We start from the raw sequence: 22827 nt of genomic DNA on the forward strand, positions 1-22827 counted from the left end.
GCAGCTCCTCAGCGGACTCAGTACGAGAAGGCCATCGGCCGGTCGGCGTCACGGTCGTCGCCGCCGATCTTGGTGGGCGGGGTGAGGTCGGCCTCCGTGAGTTCGGGCGGCCCGGCCTTGACGTACTTCACGAGCAGCCTGACCTCGATCACCGCGAGCACGGCGTAGAGCAGCGTGAAGACGGCCATCGAGATGAGCACCTCGCCCTGGGACACACCGGGGGAGACCGCGTCGCGAGTGCGCATGACTCCGTAGACGACCCACGGCTGCCGGCCCATCTCGGTGAAGATCCAGCCCCAGGAGTTGGCGATCAGGGGGAAGGCCATCGTCCACAGCGCGATCAGCCAGTACCACCTGCCCAGACGAGGGCTGAGCGCCATGTTCCTGAAGAGCACGAGGTTGGGCACTTCGTCTTCACCCGTGCGCAGCGCGGCGGGCAGCAGGAACTTTCTGCGGGTCAGCCAGAGCCCGATCATCCCGATGGTGAGCGAGGCCATGCCGAAGCCGATCATCCAGCGGAAGCCCCAGTAGGCGACCGGGATGTTGGGCCGGTAGTCGCCGGGCCCGTACGTCTCCTGGAGTTCCTCGTTGACGTCGTTGATGCCTGGGACGTGGGAGTCGAAGTCGCTGTGCGCGAGGAAGGACAGCAGGCCCGGGATCTCGATGGCCACCTTGTTGTGACCCTTGTCGACGTCCCCGTAGGCGAAGACCGAGAACGGCGCGGGGGCCTCGCCGTCCCAGAGCGCCTCGGCGGCCGCCATCTTCATGGGCTGCTGCTCGTACATCACCTTGCCGAGCAGGTCACCGCTGACCGCGGTCATCAGACCGGCGATCGCGACCGTGACCAGGCCCACCCGCAGGGACGACCGCATGACGGGGATGTGCTTCCGGCGCGCCAGGTGGAAGGCCGATATGCCCGCCATGAAGGCTCCGCCGACGAGGAAGGCCGCCGTCATGGTGTGGAAGAACTGGGTGAGCGCGGTGTTCTGGGTCAGGACCAGCCAGAAGTCGGTGAGCTCGGCCCGTCCGCGCTCCTCGTTGATCCGGTAGCCGACCGGGTGCTGCATCCAGGAGTTGGCCGCCAGGATGAAGTAGGCGGAGAGGACCGTGCCGATCGAGACCATCCAGATGCAGGCCAGGTGGATCTTCTGCGGCAGCTTGTCCCAGCCGAAGATCCACAGCCCGATGAACGTGGACTCGAAGAAGAAGGCGATCAGCGCCTCGAAGGCGAGGGGGGCGCCGAAGACGTCACCGACGAAGCGCGAGTAGTCGGACCAGTTCATCCCGAACTGGAACTCCTGGACGATGCCCGTGACGACGCCCATGGCGATGTTGATCAGGAAGAGCTTCCCCCAGAATTTGGTGGCCCTGAGGTACTTCTCCTTACCCGTGCGCACCCAGGCGGTCTGCAGGCCGGCGGTGAGTGCCGCGAGCGAGATCGTGAGGGGGACGAACAGGAAGTGGTAGACGGTGGTGATGCCGAACTGCCATCGCGCCAAGGTCTCTGGCGCCAGAGCGAGGTCCACGTCGTCTCTCCTTACGTCGCCGTGGTCACAGCGGCAGCCGCCCCCTCCCTTCGGCTGATTCCGGGAGGAACCGGGACGCGCTTGTGAACGCGTTCACATTCACAAGCATTATTGCGCACAGCCATTCGGACACGTCGACCGGGGGTGCCCCTTGCACGGAGAACCCCCGCGAGCAGAGTGCTCGCGGGGGCCGGAAGGTTTCTCCTGTTCAGACCACCTGCCGCCCGCCAGGGCACCGGGCGGCAGGCCGTCAGTCCTCCTTGCGGAACGTCCCGGCCGTGTGCAGAAACACATCGTTCGCCTCGCACTCGCCGATGGTCACGCGCACACCCTCACCCGCGAACGGCCGGACGACCACGCCGGCCTTCTCGCACGCGGCGGCGAAATCGAGCGTGCGGTCGCCGAGGCGCATCCAGACGAAGTTCGCCTGCGTCTCGGGAACCGTCCAGCCCTGCTCGACCAGGGCATGGTGCACCCGGGCCCGCTCCGTGACCAGACTGCCGACCCGGCCCAGCAGCTCGTCCTCGGCGCGGAGCGAGGCGACCGCCGCGTCCTGCGCGAGCTGGCTGACCCCGAAGGGGACCGCCGTCTTGCGCAGCGCCGCGGCCACCGGCTCATGGGCGACCGCGAAGCCGACCCGCAGCCCCGCCAGCCCGTATGCCTTGGAGAAGGTGCGCAGCACCGCGACGTTCGGCCGGTCACGGTAGATCTCGAGGCCGTCGGGGACATCGGCGTCGCGGATGAATTCCCGGTACGCCTCGTCGAGCACCACCAGGACGTCCGAGGGCACCCGGTCCAGGAACCGCTCCAGCTCGGCACGCCGCACGACGGTGCCGGTCGGGTTGTTCGGGTTGCAGACGAAGATGAGGCGGGTGCGGTCGGTGATCGCCTCGGCCATGGCGTCGAGGTCGTGCACCTCTCCCTCGGTCAGCGGGACCTGCACGGACGTCGCTCCGCTGATCTGCGTGATGATCGGGTACGCCTCGAAGGAGCGCCAGGCGTAGATCACTTCGTCGCCGGGTCCGGAGGTGGACTGCAGCAGCGACTGCGCCACACCGACGGATCCGGTGCCCGTCGCCAGGTGGGTCACCGGCACCCCGAACCGGTCCGCGAGCTCGTTCATCAGCCCGGTGCAGGCCATGTCGGGGTAGCGGTTGAAGTTCTGCGCCGCGGCGATCGCGCTCTCCATCACGCCGGGCAGCGGCGGATAGGGGTTCTCGTTGGAGGACAGCTTGTAGGCGACCGGGCCGCCGGCCGCCGCGGGCTTGCCCGGCTTGTATGTGGGGATGCCGTCCAGCTCGGCGCGCAGCTTGGGGCTCGTCTCGCTCACCGCAGGTCCTCCTCGACCGTCCGTGCACATCGGTACTCAACCAATACTGCTCACCTTATGAGGATTCCCCTCTGCTGCGTATGGCCGGAGGCACGGAACCTGGCGAAGCCCTTCGGGAAGGCTTCGCGAGGGCCCGATCCAGGGGGAGCGCCCAAGACTCTGGCGCGCGCCGGTGGCTCACGCCGTGGCGCGCATCCCCCGTAGTGATGAGTTGAGACCTCTTCGAGACATGGAGCCTTCGCCAGGCCTCAGCGGCCCGGTACCCGATACTCCATTGCACCGATGGTCAACTTCCATTGTTTCCAAGGGAGTCGGGCTTAAACGATCATGCAGAAACGTGCCTGTCAACGTGCGCATATGCGACCGGCCCTACCACCTGCGCGAGCCCTACTATCGGCTCGCCATGACAGCAGCAGGGAAGCATCAGGTGAGCCGGACGGACACATCCCGCCGGAGCGGTAGGCAAGGCCGGGCAGGCATCAGGGACGTGGCCGCCGCGGCCGGGGTCTCCATCACAACCGTCTCCGACGCCCTCAACGGCAAGGGCCGGCTCCCGGACGCCACCCGCCGACACGTCCGCGAGGTCGCAGACCGGCTGGGCTACCGCCCCTCCGCCGCGGCCCGAACCCTCCGTACCGGAAAGTCGGGCTTAATCGGCCTGACCGTGACGACGTACGGGGATGAACCTTTCACCTTCACGGAGTTCGCGTACTTCGCCGAGATGGCCAGAGCCGCGACCTCGGCCGCGCTCGCCCGCGGCTACGCACTCGTCATTCTGCCCGCCACCTCACGACACGACGTCTGGTCGAACGTCGCCCTCGACGGCACGGTCGTCATCGACCCCTCGGACCACGACCCGGTGGTCACGGAGCTGGTGCGCCAAGGACTGCCGGTCGTCTCCGACGGCCGCCCCGCGGGCACCCTCCCGGTCACCGCCTGGGTGGACAACGACCACGAAGCCGCCGTACTCGATCTGCTCGACCACCTCGCCGCCGCCGGGGCCCGCCGCATCGGCCTGCTCACCGGCACCACCACGGACACGTACACCCGGCTGTCCACCACCGCCTACCTCAACTGGTGCGAGCGCGTCGGCCAGGACCCGGTCTACGAGTCCTACCCCGCGCACGACCCGTGCGCGGGCGCCGTCGCCGCCGACCGGCTGCTGGCCCGGCCGGACCGGCCCGACGCCGTGTACGGACTCTTCGACCCCAACGGCACCGATCTGCTGGCCGCCGCCCGCAGGTACGGCCTGCGCGTCCCCGACGATCTGCTCCTCGTGTGCTGCAGCGAGTCGACCGTGTACGCGACCACGGAGCCGCCCATCACCACGCTCTCGCTCAAGCCGCGCAGAATCGGCACGGCGGTCGTCCAGTTGCTGATCGACGCGATCGAGGGAATCGACGAGGACCGGCCGGTCGAGCAGGTGATACCGACCGAACTGATCGTCAGGACCTCGTCGCAGCGCCGTCCTCCGCGGACAACCGTGAGCCCACCACGGTCTCCTTCGAAGAACTGAACCGTCCCCACAAAGGACTGGACCTTCCCAATTGGGACGAAACGACCGACGCACCAGGGATACGCAAGGATTTCACCACCCCTGGTGCGTCACACACCGCCTGGCTCATTCCTATGATGGGCGAACGACACCGCGGACCACCCCGACCAGGCTGGGCCGAGAGGTGAACGGCGGCGCGACGGTGGTGGAGGGGTCGATGACTCAGGGGGCCGGTCAAGGACCCGTGGTCCGGACGGCGACGTTGCGCGATTTCCGCGTACCGCCGTACGCGCAGGTTCCCGTGCAGTCACACACAGCGGACCCGATCCGTTCGGGCCATCCTGGCAACGCCTTCCCCGAGGGCGAGCCGCCGGAGGGTTACACGCCCACCGCGCGCGATCTTCCCGTCATCGGCCGCGGCGGCCCGGGCGACACCGTCCAGATCCATGTCGACCCGGACGAGGCGCCCGCTCCCGACGGACGGGGCCCGCTGTACGTCGTCGGCGACGTCCACGGCTACCTCGACGAGCTCGTCGCCGCCCTGGCCGCGAAGGGCCTCATCGACGCCGAAGGGCACTGGGCCGCCGGCAACGCCCGGCTGTGGTTCCTCGGCGACTTCACCGACCGTGGTCCCGACGGGATCGGCGTCATCGACCTGGTCATGCGCCTCTCCGCGGAGGCCGCCGCTGCCGGCGGCTACTGCAAGGCCCTGATGGGCAACCACGAACTGCTGCTGATCGGCGCCAAACGCTTCGGGGACACGCCCGTCAACTCCGGTGCCGGCACCGCCACCTTCCAGGCCGCGTGGCTCCTCAACGGCGGCCAGAAGACGGACATGGACCGGCTGCAGGAGGTCCACCTGCAGTGGATGGCCAGGCTCGACGCGATCGTCGAGGAGGACAGCCATCTGCTGCTGCACTCCGACACGACCGCGTATCTCGACTACGGGTCCACCATCGCGGACGTCAACGACACCGTGCATGCGGTCCTCACCCGGGCCGACGCGGACGAATGCTGGGACCTCTTCCGCAAGTTCACCAAGCGCTTCGCGTTCCGCGACGAGGGCGGACCGGAGGCGGTGCGCGAGCTCCTCTCCGCCTATGGCGGCCGGCGCATCGTGCATGGTCACAGCCCCATCCCGTATCTGCTGGGCGAGGTGGGCACGGAGGACGGCGAGGACGGCGACCGCCCGGCGGTCGAGGGCCCGCACGTCTACGCGGACGGGCTCGCCATCGCCATGGACGGCGGCGTGACCATGGCCGGAAAGCTTCTTGTCCAGCAACTCCCCCTGACGGACTGAGCCGACTACGGCAGGCGATTTACGGAAACCCCCTGTCACCCTGTGCCGTAACCGCTCTACCATCGGCTTATCCGTAGCAGACTCTCCTCCGTTTCCGCTCGACCGCCCGCCATACGGGCCGTCCGGCCCTACGGAGCATCGGGGGATGCACATGAACAGCGCTCCGCACCTGCTGAACGAGGACCGCGCCGAGTACCAGCGGGTCCTCGACGAAGCACTGCGCAACGCCCATGAACGCCCTGACCTCGCCGCCGTGGGGCTACGCCTCAACGCCGAGCAGTTGCGCACCATGGCGCTCAACGCGACGGCATTGATAGCGGCTTCCGCCGCCGCCGAGTACGAGCATTACGTGAAGGTGCGCCGGGAGATGCGCACGTCCACGGCGGCCGCCTCGGCAGGCGGCTCCGTGCTGTCCCCGGCCGTCGGGCAGAGCGCGGAGAGCGGCGGCGCCGGCTTCGCCGCCGTCATCGCGGTGCTCGCCCCCGTCCTCGCCGGGACCGCCGCGGCGATCTTCCTGCTCGTCGGCTACATCCTGAAGATGCTCAGCCCGACGCCGTCGTTCGCCGACGCCCTGCTGACGGCCGGGTGGTTCTTCGGCGCCCTCACCGCGGCCGCCATCCTGGTCGCCGCGGTGGGGCTGCTCCTGACCGCTCTGCGCAACGGCGCCGCCCAGGTGGCGGAACAGGTGCCCGCCGGAGAGCTGCCGGACGAGGTGTCCAGAGCGAAGGACGCCTGGCGCCACGCACTCCTCGAGCGCGGAATCCTGCCCTTCCTCCGGGCGGCGCTCGCCGACCCGAGCGCCGATCCGGCGTCCACCGCACCACCACGGCCGGTCAGCCGGATCCCCAAGATCGGGTTCAGCGGACCGGAGTTCTCCAGCCCCGCGGAGGGGTCGACCGCCGGGCAGCGGCCGACCTTCACCAGCCCGGACTTCACCAGCCCCGACTTCGGCGGGCCGGAACACCGACCGGAGTGATCAGCGGCCGGCACCCGGCCGGGGCGGGTGCGGGTCGGGTGGAGGACGCGGGCCGGTCCACAGACCCGGCCCGCCCACTCACCCGTCGCTGCGTCTGCGGGTCAGTCCGCGAGCGGCAGATAGACCCGGTTGCCCGCCGCGGCGAACTCCTTCGACTTCTCCAGCATCCCGGCCTCGATCTCCTCCGGAGTCGCGTCCGCGTCGCCGCCGTGCTTGCGCCGGATGTCCTGGGAGATCTTCATCGAGCAGAACTTCGGACCGCACATCGAGCAGAAGTGCGCCGTCTTCGCCGGCTCGGCCGGCAGCGTCTCGTCGTGGAACTCCCTGGCCGTGTCCGGGTCGAGTGCCAGATTGAACTGGTCCTCCCACCGGAACTCGAAGCGCGCGTCCGACAGCGCGTCGTCCCACTCCTGGGCACCCGGGTGGCCCTTGGCGAGGTCCGCCGCATGCGCGGCGATCTTGTAGGTGATGACGCCGGTCTTCACGTCGTCACGGTTCGGAAGGCCCAGGTGCTCCTTGGGCGTCACGTAGCAGAGCATGGCCGTACCCCACCAAGCGATCATCGCCGCTCCGATGCCGGAGGTGATGTGGTCGTAGGCGGGAGCCACATCGGTGGTGAGCGGGCCGAGGGTGTAGAACGGGGCCTCCTCGCAGATCTCCTGCTGGAGGTCGATGTTCTCCTTGATCTTGTGCATCGGGACGTGACCGGGGCCTTCGATCATCGTCTGCACATTGAAACGCTTGGCGATCGAGTTCAGCTCCCCGAGCGTCCTCAACTCGGCGAACTGTGCCTCGTCGTTGGCGTCCGCGATCGAGCCGGGCCGCAGGCCGTCACCGAGGGAGTACGTCACGTCGTACGCCGCGAGGATCTCGCACAGCTCCTCGAAGTGCTCGTACAGGAAGGACTCCTTGTGGTGCGCGAGGCACCACGCCGCCATGATCGAGCCACCGCGCGAGACGATGCCGGTCTTGCGGCGCGCCGTCAACGGCACGTAGCGCAGCAGCACTCCCGCGTGGACCGTCATGTAGTCGACACCCTGCTCGGCCTGCTCGATGACGGTGTCCTTGTAGACGTCCCAGGTCAGCTCCTCGGCCTTGCCGTCGACCTTCTCCAATGCCTGGTACAGCGGCACGGTGCCGATCGGCACGGGGGAGTTGCGCAGCACCCACTCACGGGTCGTGTGGATGTTGCGCCCCGTCGAGAGGTCCATGACCGTGTCGGCGCCCCAGCGGGTCGCCCACGTCATCTTCTCCACCTCCTCCTCGATGGAGGAGGTGACCGCGGAGTTGCCGATGTTGGCGTTGACCTTCACCAGGAACCGCTTCCCGATGATCATCGGCTCGATCTCGGGATGGTTCACGTTCGCCGGGAGCACGGCCCGGCCGGCCGCGATCTCCTCCCGGACCACCTCGGGGGAGACGTTCTCGCGGATGGCGACGTACTCCATCTCCGGCGTGATCTCACCCCGGCGGGCATACGCGAGCTGGGTGACCGCCTGGCCGTCACGTCCGCGGCGGGGCTGGCGCGGGCGGCCGGGGAACACCGCGTCGAGGTTGCGCAGCCCGCCGCGCGGCGACGTGTGCTTGATCCCGTCGTCCTCGGGCCTGACGGGCCGCCCCGCGTACTCCTCGGTGTCGCCGCGACCGATGATCCAGTTCTCCCGCAGCGGCGGCAGGCCACGGCGAACGTCGGTCTCGACGTTCGGGTCGGTGTACGGGCCGGACGTGTCGTAGAGCGTCACGTCCTTGCCGTTGGTGAGATGCACCTTGCGGACCGGCACACGGAGGTCGGGGCGCGAACCCTCGACGTATCCCTTGTGCCAGCCGATGGACTTCCCGGCCTCGTCGTTCTGGTTCGAGGCAGGCGTGCGTGCGTCCGATACGGTCATGAGACCTACTCCCTACGCCGGCATTACCCGGTAACAGGTTCGGCGGTCGGCGCAGCTGTCCCGTACGGATGTACGAAGGTCAGCGCCCTCTCAGCCCGGTGCTCCGAGCTCCCGCGTGTGCAAAGGTGCCACCACGCTAGCGTCATATCTGGCGCGCTGAACAGAGGGCCCCTCCCGCTCTTGCGATGATCGGTCCGTGACCTCATCGCCGCAGCCCCCAGAACCGCACGGCCAGGCCCACAGTCATGCGCACAGTCATGGGCCCGCCGCGCCAGTCTCCAAGCACCTTCGCAAGGTCATCGCCGCTGTCCTGATTCCCTTCGCGACGGCCGTCCTCGTCGGGCTCGCCGTGCTGTGGCCGGGGGGCGCACCCGGCCATGAGCGCACCGGTGTCGGCTTCGACCGGCAGACCGAGCAGGGCAAGGTGGTCTCTCTCGAGCGGGTCGACTGCAAGGACGTCAACGCCGCTCAGGTCCCGCCGACCGGCGACACCTCCACGCCGGAGGGCCGCGAGGCGGTCAACTCGCAGCAGGGCCGGTGCGCCAAGGCGACCGTCGAAGTGACCACGGGCGACGACAAGGGCCGCACCTTCGTCGAGATCGTCCAACCGGACGCGCCGCGGCAGTTGGAGGAAGGCCAGGGTGTGGTCGTCGCGTACGCCCCGGACGCACCCCGCGATCTCCAGTACTCGGTGACGGACGTCGACCGGGGATTCCCGATGGCGCTGCTGGCCGGGATCTTCGCACTCGTCGTGGTGCTCGTCGGCCGGATGCGCGGCGTGATGGCCCTGATCTCGCTCGCCGTCTCGTTCGCCCTCCTGACGCTCTTCATCCTGCCCGCGATCCTGCAAGGGTCCAATCCCCTGATCGTGGCCATCGTCGGGGCGAGCGCCATCATGCTGATCGCGCTCTACATGTGCCACGGAGTGACCGCGCGGACCTCCGTCGCGGTGCTCGGGACACTGATCTCCTTGCTGCTGATCGGGCTGCTCGGTTCACTGTTCATCGGCTGGGCGAGTCTGAGCGGGAACACCGACGACAACACCGGTCTGATCCACGGCCTGTATCCGGAGATCGACATGAGCGGCCTGCTGCTGGCCGGCGTCATCATCGGCTCGCTCGGTGTCCTGGACGACGTGACGGTGACGCAGACCTCCGCCGTGTGGGAACTGCATCAGGCCGATCCCGACATGGGACCCCGGGTGCTCTACCGCTCGGCCATCCGCATCGGCCGCGACCACATCGCGTCCGTCGTCAACACGCTGGTGCTCGCCTACGCCGGTGCGGCGCTGCCGCTGCTGCTGCTCTTCTCCATCGCGCAGTCCAGCGTGGGCACCGTCGCCAACAGCGAGTTGGTGGCCGAAGAGATCGTACGGATGCTGGTGGGCTCGATCGGCCTGGTCGCTTCGGTGCCGGTGACGACCGCCCTCGCCGCCCTGGTCGTCTCCGCGGACCGTTCCGGTCCGGCGGGGCCGGGCAACGCGAACGGGGCGGCGGTGCGGACCGGCAGGGGGCGGCGGCGCAAGGCATGAGCGGACGGCGAAGCCGGCGGCGAGCAGGCGCGTCAGCCGGCGTTCTCCTCGGCGAGGATGCGGCCGAGCGCCTCCCCCAGACTGAGCTCGAAGTGACCGAGAGTGAGCTCCTGCCCCATGGGCAGCAGCTTGTCCGTGCGGTCGAGAAAAGCGACCAGCGGCGCCGCTCCCGCCCTGAACAGTGCCGAATCCGCGCCGACGCGAAGCCTGATGATCACGTCCGACAGGCTTTCCGGTCCGACGGGCGCGATGTGCACATCACCGTCGCCGCTCGGCCCGTTGATCCCGTCGAGCAGCAACTCCCGCCCGAATGCCCAGGTCACAGGCGCATCACCGGGCAGGTGGAAGGTCATCCGCACCGCGTACGGATCCCCTGTCTCGTAATCCAGTCCCACCGGAATCCGGAAGGAGAGTTCCTCGGAGACGAGGAACCTCATCAGAACCTCGGCCTGGACCGACTCGCGCATCACATACCCCGCAGCAGATGAAGCAATGAATGAACCCGCACTGACAAAGCAGAAGGAAACGACCAGGAACGATCCCCCTAGGCCCTCTTGACGCCATCGTGGTCGAAGGCTTAGCAGATCACAAGGAGTGATATTTCAGATACTGATAGAGAAGGCAAGTGACCCCAACAGCCCACCGATTCCGGTGCGCAACTGCTCAACTGCCGGAAGCAGCCTGGCCTCCTGGTCCAACGGAAGTGAAATGGCCATCGTTGCGGCATGGCAACCAAGAGTGATCGGAATGGCGGCACAGACCGTGCCAAGCGCATATTCCTGCCGTTCGACGACGGGTTCCATCGAGCCACGGGCGGCCAGCCGTTCGAGCATCGTGCGCCCGTCACGCACCGTGTACGGCGTCACCGGCTGCACGGGATGGCGGCTCAGGTGGTCGCGGCGCGACGATTCGTCGAGCTGTCCGAGCAGGCACTGGCCGATCGCATGCGCGTGTCCGGTCTCCCGGAAGTCCGCCCATTCGGGCACCGCGGGAGCGTAGGGCGTGTCGGAGACCGCGACGATGTCGATCTCACCCTCGCGGTAGAGGGCGAAGTAGACGGGGACGCCGATCGCGTCCCGCCAGTGCGCGAGGGAATCCTCGAGGGTGGTGCGACGATTCCCAAGCTTGCCGCCGACCAGGCGTTCGACGGCCTCCCCGAGCGTGTACACGCCGCTCCGACGCCGCAGATAGTCGTCGTGGGTCAGGGTCCGCAGCAGGTGGTAGGCGGTGGGCAGAGGGATCCCGGCCTCACGGGCGAGCTGTTTCGCGGGAGCCCCGTCCGGATGCGCGCCGGCCGCTTCCAGCAGCCTCAACGCACGCTGCACGGAGCTGATCAGGGTAGGTGCAGCGGCTTTCGTCGCCCCGGCCACAGGTCACCCCCAGGCATGGTGGCGGGCAGCACGCCCACCCGCGGGGGTGCCGCCCCCGCGCGGCCGCCGCGGCCCCGAGCCCTTCACGGGCATCGGCCCCGGGGCACCGTGAAGTGCTGGTGGGAGCGCCAGGCTTCCAGGTGTCCCGAGGGGCGGCAGATGGGGAGCCACTTTAACGGGAGCGCCTGACCGCGTATGCCGATTGCCCGGCCGTTCCCCCGGCCGGGCTAACGGCGGCGGGACGTAGGGCTACCAGTCACTGCGTGAGCTGGAGGACGACATGAACTTCCTTACGACGAAGACCAGTCCGCCGACCAGGGCGACGAAGACCAGCAGCTTGAAGAGAAGCCCGATCACGAACCCGACGACGCTCGCGATGAGTCCACCGAACACGACCAGCGCGATCACAGGGATCGCGACCCACTTGACCCACCACGGCATCCCCGTGAAGATCTCCCGCACAGCCATCGTCCCTACCTCGTTTCTCCGGTTTGCCTGCCTTCGATGCTAGGCGGGCGGAAGCGTGGAAGGGGGCCCGCGACCCCTTGAACTCCCCTGACCGAACCCCTAGGGACCGGCGGGGTGGACCGTCAGCTCTCAGGCGGAGAGAAGACCACCATGACCCGCAGGTCCTCGCTGATGTGGTGGAACTTGTGCGGGACCCCCGCCGGCACGTAGACGACGCTGCCACGCCCCACCTGCGTGGTCTCCATGCCCACGGTGATCGCCGCCCGGCCGCTGACCACGAAGTAGACCTCGTCCTGCTTGTGGGGCAGCTGGGGGTCGATCTCACCGGCATCCAGCGCGTACAGGCCGACCGACATGTTCCGTTCCCGCAGGAACTGCAGATATGCCCCGTCGTTCGCGGCGCGTTCCGCCTCGAGTTCGTCCAGCCGGAATGCCTTCATGCCTGTCCCGCCCCTGCCGTCGGTCCGATCACGTCTGCCACGATCAGACACATGATGAATTTTCTAGTCAAGACGATCGCCAACGCAGGCGCCCTCTGGGTGGCCGTGTGGTTGCTGCAGGACATCACACTGACCGGTGACAGCACGGGCAAGAAGGCCTGGACGCTGGTCCTGGTCGCTCTTCTCTTCGGCCTGGTGAACTTCGTCGTCAAGCCTGTGGTGAAGCTGCTGACCCTGCCACTGTTCATCCTTACCCTCGGTCTGATCACACTGGTGATCAATGCTCTGATGCTGCTCCTCACGTCCTGGCTCGCCGACAAGCTGGACCTCAGCTTCCACGTCGACGGCTTCTGGACGGCGGTGCTCGGCGCCCTGATCATCTCCGTCGTCTCCTGGGCGCTGAACCTCGTCCTGCCCGACAAGGACTGAGCAGCGTATGAATTCCCCGTATCGCGTGGGCTTCGTGTGCACGGGAAACATCTGCCGGTCGCCGATGGCCGAGGCGGTCTTCCGCGCCTTCGTCGAGGACGCCGGGCTCGGCCCCGTCGTCCGTGTCGACAGCGCCGGCACCGGTGGCTGGCACGAAGGGGACGGTGCCGACCCGCGCACCGTCTCCGTGCTCGAGGCGAACGGCTACCTCTCTGATCACTCCGCAAGGCAGTTCCGGTCGGAGTGGTTCGACGGCCTGGACCTCGTGATCGCGCTGGACGCAGGGCACTTGCGAGCGCTGCGGAGGCTGGCGCCGACGCCGGCGGACGCCGCGAAGGTGCGGCTGTTGCGCTCGTACGACCCCGCCCAGCCGGAGGACCTCGACGTCCCCGACCCGTACTACGGCGGCATGGACGGATTCGAGGAGTGCCTGGAGATGGTGGAGGCGGCGGGCAAGGGCCTGCTCGACGCCGTGAGAACTGCACTTGAGGAGCGAGCGGCATGACAGGCACGACCCAGGGGGACGGCACCACGGCGGTACGGGCGGGGCTGCCCGAACCGGTGAAGTACGAACCGACCCTGCCCGGGCCCGTCTTCGCGGCTCACTTCCATCTGCCCGGAGAGCCGACGGGCCCCTACACCTACGGCCGCGACGAGAACCCGACCTGGACCCATCTGGAGCGGGCCATCGGTGAGCTCGAGGCCCCGGGGGAGGCCGTCGAGACCGTCACGTTCGCCTCCGGCATGGCGGCGATCTCCGCCGTTCTCATGTCGCAGCTGAAGGCGGGAGACGTCGTCGTGATGCCCGACGACGGTTATCAGGCACTGCCTCTGGTGCACGAGCAGCTGCGCGCGTTCGGCATCGAGGTACGCACGGCGCCGACCGCCGGGGACGCACAGGCCGCCCTGATCGACGGGGCGCGCCTGCTGTGGATCGAGACGCCCTCCAACCCGGGACTCGACGTGTGCGACGTGCGGCGGCTGGCCGAGCTCGCCCACGCGGCAGGCGCGCTCGTCGCCGTGGACAACACGCTGGCCACCCCCCTCGGCCAGCGGCCGCTCGAGCTGGGCGCCGATTTCTCCGTGGCCAGCGACACCAAGGGCATGACCGGCCACGGAGACATCCTGCTCGGCCACGTGACCTGCCGTGATCCGCAGCTCGCGGCCGGAGTACGGCGGTGGCGCAAGATCGTCGGGGCGATCCCGGGCCCGATGGAGTCCTGGCTCGCGCACCGGTCGCTCGCCACACTGCAGCTGCGCGCGGACCGGCAGAGCGCGAACGCGCTGGCCGTCGCACAGGCGTTGAACGGCCGTGCCGAGGTCAGCGGTCTGCGTCATCCCGGATTGCCGAACGACCCTTCGCACAAGATCGCCGCACAGCAGATGCGGCGCTTCGGATGCGTCGTCTCCTTCAACCTGCCCGACCGGGCTCACGCGGAGCGCTTCCTCAACGGGCTGCGCCTGGTCGACGACGCCACCAGCTTCGGCGGGGTGCGCTCGACCGCCGAACGCCGCGGCCGGTGGGGCGGTGACGCCGTACCCGAGGGCTTCATCCGCTTCTCCGCCGGCGCCGAGGACGGCGACGACCTGGTGGCCGACGTGCTTCACGCACTGGACGCGGCCGCCGCCCCGGCAGGGGACGTATCGCCGTCCACGCCCACGGCCTGACCCGGCGCACGGTGACGGGCGGTCCGAGCCTCCCCCCTCATGGCTCGGACCGCCCTCGGCTCCTGCGCGCGAAGAACCGTGCCGACAAGGCTAGTTGACTCTGCGTCAGTGTCCAATCACGCTAGCGACAGAGACCTATCGACTTATTTATAGTTGGCCGGGTTCGGGGGCAACGTCGGATCGGGAAGGGCATGGCATGGATCTGGCCCTACTGCGCACATTCGTCACCGTGCACCGGGCCGGGTCGTTCACACGCGCCGCCGCACTGCTCGGACTCTCCCAGCCCGCGGTCACCGGTCAGATCCGCACGCTGGAGCGACAGCTCGGCAGGCCGCTCTTCCTCCGGCAGGCGCGCGGCGTCACCCCGACCACCATCGGGGACGAACTCGCACACCGCGCGGCACCGCATCTGGACGCCCTGCTCGAGATAGCCGAGGTAGGTCTCGACACCGAGACCGGCATCCGCACGCTCCACCTCGCAGGGCCGCCCGAATTCACCTCCGCGCGCGCACTTCCCGCACTCACGCCCCTGATCGGCCAGGGATCCACCCTGCGCGCCTCCTTCGGGACCGCGGAGGAGGTCCTCGAAGGCCTCGCCGCAGGCCACCACGACCTCGCCATCACCACCGCCAGGCCCCGTGGCCGGATCCTCACCGCCACGCCACTGTGCGACGAGGAGCACGTGCTCGTCGCCGCTCCCCGCTGGGCGGTCCACCTGGGGCCCTCGGTGTTACGCAAGGGCCATGTGGTCCTCGAGCAGCTCCCGGTGGTCGAGGTCCATGAGTCCCTGCCGTTCGTCTCGAGGTACTGGCACTCCGTCTTCGACTCACGGCCGGCCGCGGCCGGCACCGTCATCGCGCCCGATCTGAGGGCCGTCCTGGAAGCGACCGCATCCGGAGCCGGGCTCGCCGTACTGCCGCGCTACCTGTGCGAGGACGCCCTCGAACGCGGCCGCGTCGTCGCTCTCCTCGAACCACCGGTGCCTCCCCTGCGCACGTACTTCCTGGTCATACGCACCGGCACCCTCGCCCATCCCCACATCGCCCGGGCGCACGAAGGCCTGCTGCGCGCCGCGGCCGATTGGTGAGGACACGGCACAGAATGCCCACAGGAGTTTCAAGAGCGAAGACATGGGCCACTCTCTTGCCATGACCGAACGACCAGTGGTCAAGCGCACCGCACGCGCCATCCTGCTCGACGGCGACGACCTCATCCTGATCAAGCGGACCAAGCCCGGCGTGGATCCCTACTGGCTCACGCCCGGCGGCGGGGTCGAGCCCGAGGACGCCACTGTCGTCGACGCCCTCCACCGGGAGGTCGACGAGGAGCTCGGCGCCAAGATCACCGATGTCGTTCCGTGCTTCGTCGACACCGTCGAGCACATCGCCGACGGCGGCGTGACAGGGGTGAAGGTGCAGCACTTCTTCGTCTGCCGTCTGGAATCCATGGACCCTTCCTTGCGACACGGCCCGGAGGTCGACGAACCCTGCGGAGGGTACGAGATCGTGCGGGTGCCGTTCAGCCGCGTCGGAATCGCCGCCGTCCATCTGGTGCCCCTGTCGCTGCGCCACTACCTGGACGGCAACATCGAAGGCGTCAGGGCCATGCACGCACCCGACCTCGGTTGATCCGCCGGATCGAACTATCCGGCGGGCAGCACCAGTTCATACGCCTCGCGCAGATCACTCCCCACATAGGTGTGGCTGGCCAGTCCGGCGACATGGTGGTCGGCGTTCACGGCCACCGCCGTGGGCACCGCTGCGAAGATCGCGGCATCCGACAGGGAATCCCCGTAGGCGACGCAGTCGTCCAGCCCCAGTCCGAAGCCTGTGCAGAGCCGGCCGGCGATGTCCACCTTCGCGGCCGCGCTGAGGATGCCTGCCGGATCCACAGGCTGGGTGAACGGAACGTCGGGGAAACGTGATCCATGAGCCGCGTGGGCGCCCCAGTCCAGCAGCCGCTCCACGAAGAACGACGGCGACAGGGAGATCACAGCGCAGTAGTCACCACGCGAGCGGATCTCGCGCCACACCTCCCGGATGCCCATGAGCCAGGGAGCGGACTCAAAGGCAGCCGCCACATGGGCCTCGGTGAGGTCCGTCCACAAGGCGTGCACACGCACCGCGTACTCCGGAGGACCGATCCGGCCTGCGATCAGGTCCCGCTCCACCTCACCGATCTCCTCCAGCAACCCGAGCTGGCGTGATATCTCGACCGGGGCCGCCGAGCCGCGGATCAGCGTGCCGTCCAGATCGAAGATGTGAAGCCTTGGCCGTCTGCTCATGTACGCCGAGGTTAGTACCCGTGATTACTCCCGCTGTCAGACGCAGCAGGACCATCGCGACAGGCACCGTGTTTCACGTGAAACCACTCAAGCGTCCCGTTCGCCGCACCACACTCGTCGTCCATGTCGCCGCGTCGGCCGGCTGGCTCGGTCTCACCCTCGGTCTGCTGGCCCTTGCGCTCGCGGCGTACACCTCGGAATCCACGTCCATGGCCGAAGCTTCGTACCGGTCGATGGAGGTCTTCACCGACTGGCTGGTGCTTCCCCTGGCGCTGCTCACTCTGACCAGTGGCCTCGTACTGTCACTGGGCACGCAGTGGGGACTGGCGCGCCATCGATGGGTGTTCATCAAGTTCTGGCTCACCCTCGCGACCACCACGGCATCCGCCCTTGTGCTTCGCCCTGGGGTCGACAGGGCCGCCGACACCATCACCTCGGGCGGAGTGGTCGCCGAGCCTCGCGACCTTCTGATGGGACCGGCGGTATCCCTGACCGCTTATGTGTTCATGACCGTCGTCTCGGTCCTCAAGCCGTGGGGCCTCACTCGCCGCGGCCGCCGACTTCGTGTCTCGACCAGTTCACGAAAAGTGGTGGACGAACGATCAACGCGTCAGACAGCCTGACCTCATGCAGACACCGCTGTCCCAACTTCCCATCAGGCGCCTCACCAAGGACGACGTGGCCGCGTGTGCCGATCTCTCCGAGGACCGCGGGTGGCCGCGGGAGGAGCACAAGTGGGGTCTGCTCCTCACCGCAGGTACGGGATACGGGATCGACGACCCCGACGGCAAGGGCCTGGTCACCTCCTGCGTCGTCACGCACTACGGCACCGGCCTTGCCGCCATCGGCATGGTGCTGGTGGCTGAGCGGTACTCCCGCCAGGGCGTCGGGCGCCGTCTGATGAAGCACGTGCTGCAGGAGATGAGCAGCACTCCGCTCACCCTCCATGCCACGCCCTACGGACAGCCCCTCTACGAAGAACTGGGTTTCACCACGACCGGCCGAGCGGAGATGGTCCGGGGCCGCTTCACCGATTCCGACCCACAACCGCAGGTGTCGACCCGCCCTGCGACCGCCGAGGACCTCGCCGCGGTTATCCGCATGGACACCGAGGTCTTCGGCCTCGACCGCACCCACATGATCACGCGGCTTCCCTCGTTCGCCGACCAGTTCCGCGTCGCGGAAGAGGACGGCACACTGACGGGCTACGCGGCGGCCTGGCCGAACATGGACACCCATGTCATCGGTCCTCTGATCGCCCGGGACACGGAGACCGCGAAGGCTCTGATCTCCTCGCTGGCCGACGGAACGGACCGGCCGCTGCGCACCGACATCGACGTGCGGCACAAGGAGCTTCTCGACTGGGTGAAGGAGCGGGGCCTGGAGCCGATCGCCTTCAACGCCGTGATGACCCTCGGAACAGCGGACCTTCCCGGCGACTGGAGCCGCCGTTTCGCGCCGCTGACGGTCGCGGCGGGCTAGTCGGTCAGTCGGGCCATGGAACCCAGGGGCACATAGTTGCACGCGCCCTTAAATTGCATACGCGGTCTATTGCAGTTATGGCCTACCCTGGTGGTAAGCCGCTCCGACCCCGAGGAGGAGACAGATGACAGCGACCGACCCCGCCCTTACCGCCCTCGCGCAGGGGTGGTGCGCTCTCTCGCTGCTTCACGGCCGGATCGAATCCCACATCGGCCGGGCCCTCGAGGCGAAGCACAACCTCAGCGTCCGCGAGTACTCCCTCCTTGATGTTCTCAGCCGCCAGCACAGCGGCGAGGGCGGCCATCTCCAGATGAAGCAGGTCGCCGACGCCGTGGTCCTCAGCCAGAGCGCCACCACCCGGCTGGTCACTCGCCTCGAGGACCGTGGACTTCTGGCCCGCTACCTCTGCCCCACCGACCGGCGGGGCATCTACACCGACGTCAGCGAAGCGGGCCTGCAGCTGCTGTCCGAAGCCCGGCCCACCAACGATGCGGCACTTCGCGAGGCACTCGATGAGGCGGCCAAGGACCCGGAGCTCGCCCCGCTGGTCAGAGCCGTCGAGGAGCTCAAGGCGCCCGCTGCCGCGGCATAGGCCTGGGGCCGCGGCCGGGCGGCCGCTGGTGGCAGCGGCGCCCTGCGGCCGATCGACGTTTCACGTGAAACCGGACACCGCCGGTTTCACGTGAAACCTCACCTGCGCTTCAGAAGCGGAATCCCCGCCAGCCCTCGGGGTCCACGCCCCCGGGCACAGCGTCGCCGGGCTCGTAGGGCTCCCGGGTGAAGACGAACGAGCCCAGATCCAGATGACTCACCGAACCGTCACCTCGGCGCACCACCCGCAGTGTCTCTCCTGCGTAGTAGCCGTCGAGGCCGGTCCACGTCCCGTCGGCGCCGACCAGAAAGCGCGACCGGCGGCCCCCGCCGCGCAGCGGCTCCAGCTCCACACCCCGATCGGCGACGAGACGCAGGACATAGGCAGAGGTCCCCCAGTACCAGGGGCCGGTCAGTCCCAGGAGCTCCTGGTCGACCTCGGGCAGCGGTCGCCACGGCTCAGGAATCTTCGGCTCGGCGTCGGCGACGATGTGCACGAGGTCTGCGGCGACCGTCGCCGCCGGCGGCCCCGAGGTGGCGTTGGCGAGCGCCACCGCAGCGACGCCGTCCTCCACGCTCACCCACAGTCCCGCGACGAATCCGGGCAACGAGCCGGAGTGGCCGACGAGAGTCCGCCCCTCGTGCCGCAGGATCTGGAGCCCGAGCCCATAGGTGCCGTTCCACTCCCCCGCCTCCAGCGGCACGGACGGCACCCGCATCTCCCGCACGGACTCGGCACCGAGCACCCGCTCGTCACCCGCGGCCAGGAAGGCGGCGAACCGGCACAGGTCGGCAGGGGTGGACCAGAGCTGCCCGGCTGGGGCCATGAGCCCGAGGTCCTCGACAGGCTCGGGAAGCATCACGTCCGCCCAGGGGTGAACGGCCCAGCCGCCTGCATGGGGAGCCTGCGGCTGTGCACTCGTCCGCTCCAGCCCAAGAGGCTCGAGGATCTCCCGCCTCAGCGCCTCCTCCCATGACACCCCTCGGACGGCTTCGACCAGCGATCCGAGCAGGGTGTAGCCAGGGTTGGAGTAGTGGTGCCGTCGGCCGGCGGGGTGCATCGCCGTGTCTTCACCGAGCACGTCGGAGAGCTCGGGACGCATCGAACCAGGGGTCCGCTCCCACCACGGCGGCGGGGTCTCGGCGCTCAGGCCGGCACTGTGCCCCAGCAGTTGGGCAATGGTCGACTCACCCACTCCTGTGCCGGGCAGATGCTTGTCCAGCGGGTCGTCGAGACCGAGCAGCCCCTCGTCACGCAGCCGCATCACCAGGACGGCGGTGAACGTCTTGGTGATGGAACCGATGCGGTACTGGGTGTCCGCGTCAGGAGCGTGACCGGCGACGGACGTACGGGACCCCGTCCACACCAGGTGCCCATTCCGTTGTACCGCGGCGGCCAGCGACGGTGCCCGCCCTTCGCTCTGGGCTACGGCGATGCGGTACAGCAGGGCACGTCGGGTACCGGGCAGCAGTTCTTCCATGGCTGAAGTCATGGCTCAGGTCTATCGGTGACGTCCATCTGCGTCGACCGCATTACCGCTGACACGGGGACGCACCGGTGACACGGGGACGAGGTCGTCGAGCGTGCGTCGAGCAACCTCGTCCCGGCGTGTCCGTGAAGCCTCGGTCAACTGCGGACGTAGGCCGCGAGGTGCTCCCCGGTGAGGGTGGAGCGCGCGGCGACGAGGTCGGCCGGTGTGCCCTCGAAGACGATCCGGCCGCCGTCGTGGCCGGCGCCGGGACCGAGGTCGATGATCCAGTCGGCGTGCGCCATCACGGCCTGGTGGTGCTCGATGACGATGACCGACTTGCCGGAGTCGACGAGCCGGTCGAGAAGGCCGAGCAGCTGCTCGACGTCGGCGAGGTGAAGGCCGGTGGTCGGCTCGTCGAGGATGTAGACGCCGCCCTTCTCGCCCATGTGTGTGGCCAGCTTGAGTCGTTGCCGCTCGCCGCCGGACAGCGTGGTGAGAGGCTGCCCCAGGGTCAGATAGCCGAGGCCGACATCGGCGAGCCGCTCAAGGATCTTGTGCGCGGTCGGCGTGTGCGCCTCGCCGGCGCCGAAGAAGTCCTCTGCCTCGGTCACCGACATCGCCAGCACCTCGCTGATGTCGCGGCCGCCGAGGTGGTACTCCAGCACCGACGCCTGGAACCGCTTGCCCTCGCACTCCTCGCACGGTGTGGCGACGCCGGCCATCATCGCCAGGTCGATGTAGGTGACGCCGGCGCCGTTGCAGTTCGGGCAGGCGCCCTCGGAGTTGGCGCTGAACAGCGCCGGCTTCACGCCGTTGGCCTTCGCGAACGCCTTGCGGATCGGGTCGAGCAGTCCGGTGTAGGTCGCCGGGTTGCTCCGCCGGGAGCCGCGGATCGCGCCTTGATCGACCGACACGACATCCTCGCCGGCCGGGATCGACCCGTGCAGGAGCGAACTCTTCCCGGAACCGGCGACGCCCGTGACGACGGCGAGCACGCCGAGCGGGATGTCGACGTCGACGTCACGCAGATTGTTCGCCGTCGCGCCGCGGATCTCCAGCGTGCCGGTGGGCTTGCGCACCGTCTCCTTGAGAGCCGCCCGGTCGTCGAGATGACGGCCGGTGATGGTGTCACCGGCCCGCAGGCCCTCGACGGTGCCCTCGAAGCAGACGGTGCCACCCGCCGTACCGGCTCCAGGACCGAGGTCGACCACGTGGTCGGCGATCGCGATCGTCTCCGGCTTGTGCTCCACGACGAGCACCGTGTTCCCCTTGTCCCGCAGCCGCAGCAGCAGGTCGTTCATCCGCTGGATGTCATGGGGGTGCAGGCCGATGGTCGGCTCGTCGAAGACGTAGGTGACGTCGGTGAGCGAGGAACCGAGGTGGCGGATCATCTTGACGCGCTGCGCCTCGCCGCCCGAGAGCGTGCCCGACGGCCGGTCCAGCGAGAGGTATCCCAGCCCGATCTCCACGAACGAGTCGAGAGTTCCCCCCAGCGTCGTCAGCAACGGTGCCACCGACGGCTCGTCGAGGCCGCGGACCCACTCGGCCAGGTCGCTGATCTGCATCACGCAGGCGTCGGCGATGCTGATGCCCTTGATCTTCGACGACCGGGCCCCCTCGCTGAGCCGCGTCCCGTCGCACTCGGGGCAGGTGGTGAAGGTGACCGCCCGCTCCACGAACGCCCGGATGTGCGGCTGCATCGCCTCCTTGTCCTTGGACAGGAACGACTTCTGGATCTTGGGGATCAGCCCCTCGTAGGTGAGGTTGACTCCTTCGACCTTCACCTTGGTCGGCTCCCGGTAAAGGAAGTCCTGCATCTCCTTCTTGGTGAACTTGCGGATCGGCTTGTCCGGGTCGAGGAAGCCCGACTCGGCGTACAGCCGCACGGTCCAGAAGCTGTCCGACTTCCAGCCGGGGATGGTGAAGGCGCCCTCGGCGATCGACTTGGAGTCGTCGTAGAGCTGGGTGAGGTCGATGTCCGAGACCGAACCCCGGCCTTCGCAGCGCTGGCACATGCCACCGGTGCGGGTGAAGGTGGCCTTCACCGCCTTCTTCGCACCGCGCTCGACGGTGATCGCACCGCTCGCCCGGACCGACGGGACATTGAAGGCGTACGCGCTGGGCGGGCCGATGTGCGGCTGCCCGAGCCGGCTGAAGAGGATGCGCAGCATCGCGTTGGCGTCGGTGGCGGTGCCCACCGTGGAGCGGGGGTCGGCACCCAGACGCTGCTGGTCGACAGTGATCACAGTCGTCAGCCCGTCGAGTACGTCCACCTCGGGACGGGCCAGCGTCGGCATGAAGCCCTGGACGAAGGCACTGTAGGTCTCGTTGATCATCCGCTGCGATTCCGCGGCGATCGTGTTGAACACGAGCGAGCTCTTGCCCGAGCCGGAGACACCGGTGAACACCGTCAGACGGCGCTTCGGGATCTCGATGCTGACGTCCTTGAGGTTGTTCTCCCGCGCGCCGTGCACCCGGATCAGATCGTGGCTGTCGGCAACGTGCGACGCAGGCGATCGCGTGTCCGTCCTCGTGGCCTTGCTCATCGTGTCTCCATCTGTTGGGCGGGCCGCCTT

At 68.5% G+C, this 22827-nt stretch carries 22 protein-coding genes; 12 read left to right on the forward strand and 10 right to left on the reverse strand.

The window, feature by feature from the left end; translation table 11 throughout:
- Window positions 1-17 precede the first annotated feature (17 nt).
- Window positions 18-1526: a cytochrome ubiquinol oxidase subunit I gene (locus AB0K36_RS02395; RefSeq protein WP_364587147.1), complete on the reverse strand. Its 1509-nt coding sequence runs from the start codon at window positions 1524-1526 to the stop codon at window positions 18-20.
- A 250-nt stretch (window positions 1527-1776) separates the two neighbouring features.
- Window positions 1777-2856 (reverse strand): histidinol-phosphate transaminase, encoded by a 1080-nt coding sequence (gene hisC / locus AB0K36_RS02400; protein ID WP_364587149.1) that lies wholly within the window; start codon window positions 2854-2856, stop codon window positions 1777-1779.
- 403 nt (window positions 2857-3259) lie between these two features.
- Between hisC and AB0K36_RS02405 the strand changes: the two genes are divergently transcribed.
- The 3 genes from AB0K36_RS02405 to AB0K36_RS02415 all read left to right on the forward strand — a co-directional run bounded on the left by AB0K36_RS02405 (window position 3260) and on the right by AB0K36_RS02415 (window position 6627).
- Window positions 3260-4372, forward strand: coding sequence for a LacI family DNA-binding transcriptional regulator (locus AB0K36_RS02405; RefSeq protein ID WP_364587152.1), 1113 nt, complete (start codon window positions 3260-3262; stop codon window positions 4370-4372).
- Between the two features lie 181 nt (window positions 4373-4553).
- On the forward strand, window positions 4554-5651 hold the full coding sequence (locus AB0K36_RS02410) for a metallophosphoesterase (RefSeq protein ID WP_435877767.1): 1098 nt from the start codon (window positions 4554-4556) through the stop codon (window positions 5649-5651).
- A gap of 145 nt (window positions 5652-5796) precedes the next feature.
- Window positions 5797-6627: a hypothetical protein gene (locus tag AB0K36_RS02415; protein ID WP_364587158.1), complete on the forward strand. Its 831-nt coding sequence runs from the start codon at window positions 5797-5799 to the stop codon at window positions 6625-6627.
- Between the two features lie 101 nt (window positions 6628-6728).
- Here AB0K36_RS02415 and thiC read toward each other — a convergent pair whose 3' ends face one another.
- The gene (gene thiC, locus AB0K36_RS02420) at window positions 6729-8516 is read right to left on the reverse strand and encodes a phosphomethylpyrimidine synthase ThiC (RefSeq protein WP_364587161.1); all 1788 of its coding nucleotides are present in this window, start codon (window positions 8514-8516) and stop codon (window positions 6729-6731) included.
- 196 nt (window positions 8517-8712) lie between these two features.
- Between thiC and AB0K36_RS02425 the strand changes: the two genes are divergently transcribed.
- Window positions 8713-10047, forward strand: a complete 1335-nt coding sequence (locus tag AB0K36_RS02425) for a YibE/F family protein (protein WP_364587164.1) — start codon at window positions 8713-8715, stop codon at window positions 10045-10047.
- Between the two features lie 32 nt (window positions 10048-10079).
- On the opposite strand, the gene AB0K36_RS02430 is transcribed toward AB0K36_RS02425, so the two are convergent.
- The 4 genes from AB0K36_RS02430 to AB0K36_RS02445 all read right to left on the reverse strand — a co-directional run bounded on the left by AB0K36_RS02430 (window position 10080) and on the right by AB0K36_RS02445 (window position 12325).
- Window positions 10080-10514 (reverse strand): SsgA family sporulation/cell division regulator, encoded by a 435-nt coding sequence (locus AB0K36_RS02430; RefSeq protein ID WP_364587167.1) that lies wholly within the window; start codon window positions 10512-10514, stop codon window positions 10080-10082.
- A gap of 135 nt (window positions 10515-10649) precedes the next feature.
- Window positions 10650-11417 carry an IclR family transcriptional regulator gene (locus AB0K36_RS02435; RefSeq protein WP_364587170.1) on the reverse strand — a complete coding sequence of 256 codons (768 nt, stop codon included), beginning with the start codon at window positions 11415-11417 and terminating at the stop codon, window positions 10650-10652.
- A gap of 249 nt (window positions 11418-11666) precedes the next feature.
- Window positions 11667-11879, reverse strand: a complete 213-nt coding sequence (locus tag AB0K36_RS02440; RefSeq protein ID WP_189473268.1) for a DUF5326 family protein — start codon at window positions 11877-11879, stop codon at window positions 11667-11669.
- Window positions 11880-12007: 128 nt separating this feature from the next.
- The gene (locus AB0K36_RS02445) at window positions 12008-12325 is read right to left on the reverse strand and encodes a cupin domain-containing protein (protein ID WP_005315079.1); all 318 of its coding nucleotides are present in this window, start codon (window positions 12323-12325) and stop codon (window positions 12008-12010) included.
- Between the two features lie 51 nt (window positions 12326-12376).
- Here AB0K36_RS02445 and AB0K36_RS02450 point away from each other — a divergent pair, with 51 nt between their 5' ends.
- From AB0K36_RS02450 to AB0K36_RS02470, 5 genes are all read left to right on the forward strand, one after another.
- Window positions 12377-12754, forward strand: coding sequence for a phage holin family protein (locus AB0K36_RS02450; RefSeq protein WP_364587173.1), 378 nt, complete (start codon window positions 12377-12379; stop codon window positions 12752-12754).
- A gap of 7 nt (window positions 12755-12761) precedes the next feature.
- Window positions 12762-13259, forward strand: a complete 498-nt coding sequence (locus tag AB0K36_RS02455; RefSeq protein ID WP_364587176.1) for a low molecular weight protein-tyrosine-phosphatase — start codon at window positions 12762-12764, stop codon at window positions 13257-13259.
- Window positions 13256-14422, forward strand: a complete 1167-nt coding sequence (locus AB0K36_RS02460; RefSeq protein WP_364587179.1) for a cystathionine gamma-lyase — start codon at window positions 13256-13258, stop codon at window positions 14420-14422. The genes AB0K36_RS02455 and AB0K36_RS02460 overlap by 4 nt, the downstream gene beginning before the upstream one ends.
- Before the next feature lie 196 nt (window positions 14423-14618).
- On the forward strand, window positions 14619-15509 hold the full coding sequence (locus tag AB0K36_RS02465; RefSeq protein WP_364587182.1) for a LysR family transcriptional regulator: 891 nt from the start codon (window positions 14619-14621) through the stop codon (window positions 15507-15509).
- Between the two features lie 61 nt (window positions 15510-15570).
- On the forward strand, window positions 15571-16050 hold the full coding sequence (locus AB0K36_RS02470) for an NUDIX domain-containing protein (RefSeq protein ID WP_189473100.1): 480 nt from the start codon (window positions 15571-15573) through the stop codon (window positions 16048-16050).
- 14 nt (window positions 16051-16064) lie between these two features.
- Here the strand turns inward: AB0K36_RS02470 and AB0K36_RS02475 are convergent, their stop codons facing one another.
- The gene (locus AB0K36_RS02475; protein WP_364587185.1) at window positions 16065-16706 is read right to left on the reverse strand and encodes an HAD family hydrolase; all 642 of its coding nucleotides are present in this window, start codon (window positions 16704-16706) and stop codon (window positions 16065-16067) included.
- 77 nt (window positions 16707-16783) lie between these two features.
- On the opposite strand from AB0K36_RS02475, the gene AB0K36_RS02480 reads away from it, so the two are divergent.
- The 3 genes from AB0K36_RS02480 (at window position 16784) to AB0K36_RS02490 (ending at window position 18780) form a co-directional block, all read left to right on the forward strand.
- The gene (locus tag AB0K36_RS02480; protein WP_364587188.1) at window positions 16784-17329 is read left to right on the forward strand and encodes a DUF2269 domain-containing protein; all 546 of its coding nucleotides are present in this window, start codon (window positions 16784-16786) and stop codon (window positions 17327-17329) included.
- Between the two features lie 4 nt (window positions 17330-17333).
- Window positions 17334-18188 carry a GNAT family N-acetyltransferase gene (locus AB0K36_RS02485; RefSeq protein ID WP_364587191.1) on the forward strand — a complete coding sequence of 285 codons (855 nt, stop codon included), beginning with the start codon at window positions 17334-17336 and terminating at the stop codon, window positions 18186-18188.
- Between the two features lie 124 nt (window positions 18189-18312).
- Window positions 18313-18780, forward strand: a complete 468-nt coding sequence (locus tag AB0K36_RS02490) for a MarR family winged helix-turn-helix transcriptional regulator (RefSeq protein WP_364587194.1) — start codon at window positions 18313-18315, stop codon at window positions 18778-18780.
- A 109-nt stretch (window positions 18781-18889) separates the two neighbouring features.
- Here the strand turns inward: AB0K36_RS02490 and AB0K36_RS02495 are convergent, their stop codons facing one another.
- On the reverse strand, window positions 18890-20272 hold the full coding sequence (locus tag AB0K36_RS02495) for a serine hydrolase domain-containing protein (protein WP_364587197.1): 1383 nt from the start codon (window positions 20270-20272) through the stop codon (window positions 18890-18892).
- A 134-nt stretch (window positions 20273-20406) separates the two neighbouring features.
- Window positions 20407-22797: an ATP-binding cassette domain-containing protein gene (locus AB0K36_RS02500; RefSeq protein ID WP_364587200.1), complete on the reverse strand. Its 2391-nt coding sequence runs from the start codon at window positions 22795-22797 to the stop codon at window positions 20407-20409.
- Window positions 22798-22827 lie beyond the last annotated feature (30 nt).

The organism is Streptomyces kurssanovii (genome assembly GCF_040677245.1).
In the GTDB taxonomy this organism is placed as follows: domain Bacteria; phylum Actinomycetota; class Actinomycetes; order Streptomycetales; family Streptomycetaceae; genus Streptomyces; species Streptomyces kurssanovii.

What these genes read in the sequence shown, in the direction of transcription:
- AB0K36_RS02405 (WP_364587152.1), top strand. Translation starts at nt 3,260, where the DNA reads ATGACAGCAGCAGGGAAGCATCAGGTGAGCCGGACGGACACATCCCGC.
- AB0K36_RS02415 (WP_364587158.1), top strand. Translation starts at nt 5,797, where the DNA reads ATGCACATGAACAGCGCTCCGCACCTGCTGAACGAGGACCGCGCCGAG.
- thiC (WP_364587161.1), bottom strand. Translation starts at nt 8,516, where the DNA reads ATGACCGTATCGGACGCACGCACGCCTGCCTCGAACCAGAACGACGAG.
- AB0K36_RS02430 (WP_364587167.1), bottom strand. Translation starts at nt 10,514, where the DNA reads ATGCGCGAGTCGGTCCAGGCCGAGGTTCTGATGAGGTTCCTCGTCTCC.
- AB0K36_RS02445 (WP_005315079.1), bottom strand. Translation starts at nt 12,325, where the DNA reads ATGAAGGCATTCCGGCTGGACGAACTCGAGGCGGAACGCGCCGCGAAC.
- AB0K36_RS02450 (WP_364587173.1), top strand. Translation starts at nt 12,377, where the DNA reads ATGATGAATTTTCTAGTCAAGACGATCGCCAACGCAGGCGCCCTCTGG.
- AB0K36_RS02455 (WP_364587176.1), top strand. Translation starts at nt 12,762, where the DNA reads ATGAATTCCCCGTATCGCGTGGGCTTCGTGTGCACGGGAAACATCTGC.
- AB0K36_RS02460 (WP_364587179.1), top strand. Translation starts at nt 13,256, where the DNA reads ATGACAGGCACGACCCAGGGGGACGGCACCACGGCGGTACGGGCGGGG.
- AB0K36_RS02465 (WP_364587182.1), top strand. Translation starts at nt 14,619, where the DNA reads ATGGATCTGGCCCTACTGCGCACATTCGTCACCGTGCACCGGGCCGGG.
- AB0K36_RS02470 (WP_189473100.1), top strand. Translation starts at nt 15,571, where the DNA reads ATGACCGAACGACCAGTGGTCAAGCGCACCGCACGCGCCATCCTGCTC.
- AB0K36_RS02475 (WP_364587185.1), bottom strand. Translation starts at nt 16,706, where the DNA reads ATGAGCAGACGGCCAAGGCTTCACATCTTCGATCTGGACGGCACGCTG.
- AB0K36_RS02485 (WP_364587191.1), top strand. Translation starts at nt 17,334, where the DNA reads ATGCAGACACCGCTGTCCCAACTTCCCATCAGGCGCCTCACCAAGGAC.
- AB0K36_RS02490 (WP_364587194.1), top strand. Translation starts at nt 18,313, where the DNA reads ATGACAGCGACCGACCCCGCCCTTACCGCCCTCGCGCAGGGGTGGTGC.
- AB0K36_RS02495 (WP_364587197.1), bottom strand. Translation starts at nt 20,272, where the DNA reads ATGACTTCAGCCATGGAAGAACTGCTGCCCGGTACCCGACGTGCCCTG.
- AB0K36_RS02500 (WP_364587200.1), bottom strand. Translation starts at nt 22,797, where the DNA reads ATGAGCAAGGCCACGAGGACGGACACGCGATCGCCTGCGTCGCACGTT.